Consider the following 2,496-nt stretch of genomic DNA (forward strand, 5'->3'; position numbering starts at 1 on the left):
CAGGAAGGGCCGGAAGACCTCCTCCGCCCCTTTGCCGATCTTCTCGCTCGTGACCCCTCGCTCCGTCAATTTGAACTTGGTGACGAACTGCCCCAGCGTCAGCTTCACGCACGTCAGGAACGTGTCCACCACCCCTTCGCCCGTCAGCGCGGAGGCCAGGGTCACGGGGACGTCGCCCACTTTCATGGCCGCGAGCACGGCGTCGGAGGAGAGGGCCCCCGGGAGGTCCTGTTTGTTGCACTCGATCACCACCGGGATCTGGGCCGCGTCCATCTTGTTGGCGATGAGGTTGGATTTCATGTTCTCCCAGGAGATGAAGTTCTCCTTCGCCCTGTCGGGCTGGGAGTCGGCCACGAAAACGATGGCGTCGGCGCCCGCGAGAACCACCTTCCGGGTGGTGTTGTAGTGGACCTGCCCGGGCACGGTGTAAACCTGGAGGCGGATGTGGTACCCCTGGACCTCCCCCAGGTCGAAGGGGAGGAAGTCGAAGAAGAGGGTCCGGTCCTCCGCCGTCTTGAGGGAGACCAGCTGCGTCTTCTTGTCGGGGTCCGTTATTTCGTGCAGGGCCTCGATGTTGGTGGTCTTCCCGCCGAGAGCCGGCCCGTAATAGACGATCTTGAACTGGATCTCCCGCTGGGCGTGGCGGAACTGAACCATGTCAAGCCCCCCGCACCGCGCGCAGGAGGACGGGAGGCGTGACGGGCTTGCGGAGGACTCCCCGGGCGCCCAACCGCCGCGCCTCCTCTCCCAGGCCCACGTCATCGCTACCCGTGACCAGGAAGACCTTTGGGAAGGAGACGGCGGGGGTGGAGGCCAGCATCCTCAACAGAGTCAGCCCATCCGCGTCGGGCAGGTTGAGGTCCAAGAGAACCACGTCGGGCGCATCCCCGTGGATAGCCAGGAGCGCCTCCGCCGCGGTGGCCGCCTCGGCGCAGGACTCCCCCTCGGCCTCCAGGGTCGACCGGATCATTTTTCGGATCAGGACGTTGTCGTCCACGATGAGGACGTTCACGCCGTCAGTCCCCAGGGGTCCAAGATCCACCTCCCCCGCACAGTTGCGTTGCCGTCAGTATACGGGCCGGAGAGCCTGTCGCGCAACGGAACCCGGAAGGGGGTTTCCACAGGCATGCTATAGCCCCAACGCCTCGGCGTTCTCCGCCAGGGCGTCCCGGGCCAGGAGGATGAGGGCGTCCACTTCCATTCCGATCTCGACCGCCCCCTGGCGGATGTCTTCGCGGTTCACCCCCCGCGCGAAGGACTTGTCCTTGAGTTTCTTCTTCGCGCTCTCGGGCCGAACGCTGGCCACCCTCCGGTCCGGTTGGACGAAGGCGCACGCGAAGAGAAATCCCGTGAGTTCGTCCACCGCGAAAAGGGCCTTGGCCATGGGCGATTCCCGGGGGACTCCCGTGAAGGTGGCGTGGCCCAGGATGGCCGTGATCATCTCCTCCGGGTACCCCGCCGCCCGCAGAATCGCGGCGCCCTTCGTCGGGTGATCCGGAATCTGGGGATGTCTCTCGTAATCGAAATCGTGGAGGAGACCGCAGAGCCCCCAGGCCTCCTCCTCACCGCCCAGCCGGCGCGCCATGGCCCGCATCACCGTCTCCACGCCCAGGGCGTGCTTCCTCAGCGCCTCCGATTGGGTCCACTCGCACAGAAGGGCCCACGCGTCGTCACGGCTCGGCATCCAGGTCCTCCATATCAGGCGAGAGTATACGCCATACCCGCCGCATCGGGCAGTTCGAAGCCGGGCGAAGCCCGACCGGTCCACCGGTAGGAGTCATCCGCCGGAAGGACGGCCGGGAGAGAAACTCCATCCCCGATGGGCCGGATTCTATGGCCTTGGAATTCGGCCCTTCAAGGATATTCTCTCGCCTGCGTGGCCCCGCTCCCCTTGGATTTTCCTCCTCCTTGCCGTATACTCCCTCATTCTGGGCGGTTAGCTCAGCTGGGAGAGCGCCGCGTTCGCAACGCGGAGGCCGAGGGTTCGAATCCCTTACCGTCCACCAAGAAGCAAGGGGGGAGGGCCGCCGGCCCTCCCCCCTATGCGCTTCGCTCCCTTGGGTCGCTCCGCTGACCCCCCACCCGGAGAAGTGGGCGCTCCAGCCGACGTGAAGTCGGCTTCGCGCTACTTCTTCGCTGGCTCGATGGCTTAGGGTCTCGCGGACTGCCCGGCTCGCGGTGGACCTATCCATTGTCCGGATGCCGGTCCGGGCCTATCTTTGAGGAGACGGGTCCAGAAATTCGAAACACGCGGACGGTAGGCTGGGCAACACGGTGGGTCCAGGGCGTCCGAGCAACGGACATGGGCAAATGACGACAGGGACTGTGGTGGTGCAAATAACCCAGTACGCAAAGCGGGTCAAATGGTGTGCTGCATAAGTTCAGATACATGTGAGACGAAGGGGATAAGATTTGGGGGAAGCTCCCCGGCGAAAGGAGGCTTCCCCCGATGCAGTGGAAATGCTTACCGAAGGAAATATACCGCCTGGCGCGTTA

At 64.7% G+C, this 2,496-nt stretch carries 3 protein-coding genes and 1 tRNA gene; 1 reads left to right on the plus strand and 3 read right to left on the minus strand.

Annotated elements, in window-relative coordinates:
- From AB1824_13470 to AB1824_13480, 3 genes are all read right to left on the minus strand, one after another.
- Positions 1–657: ADP-ribosylation factor-like protein (locus AB1824_13470; GenBank protein ID MEW5765969.1), on the minus strand; the 657-nt coding region annotated here is incomplete at its 3' end.
- 1 nt (position 658) lies between these two features.
- The gene (locus AB1824_13475; GenBank protein MEW5765970.1) at positions 659–1,012 is read right to left on the minus strand and encodes a response regulator; all 354 of its coding nucleotides are present in this window, start codon (positions 1,010–1,012) and stop codon (positions 659–661) included.
- Positions 1,013–1,129: 117 nt separating this feature from the next.
- Positions 1,130–1,684 carry an HDIG domain-containing metalloprotein gene (locus AB1824_13480; GenBank protein ID MEW5765971.1) on the minus strand — a complete coding sequence of 185 codons (555 nt, stop codon included), beginning with the start codon at positions 1,682–1,684 and terminating at the stop codon, positions 1,130–1,132.
- Positions 1,685–1,930: 246 nt separating this feature from the next.
- Between AB1824_13480 and AB1824_13485 the strand changes: the two genes are divergently transcribed.
- Positions 1,931–2,006: transfer RNA gene (locus AB1824_13485), tRNA-Ala, on the plus strand.
- Positions 2,007–2,496 lie beyond the last annotated feature (490 nt).

The sequence above is a fragment of the Acidobacteriota bacterium genome (assembly GCA_040752915.1).
In the GTDB taxonomy this organism is placed as follows: Bacteria; Acidobacteriota; UBA4820; order UBA4820; family DSQY01; genus JBFLVU01.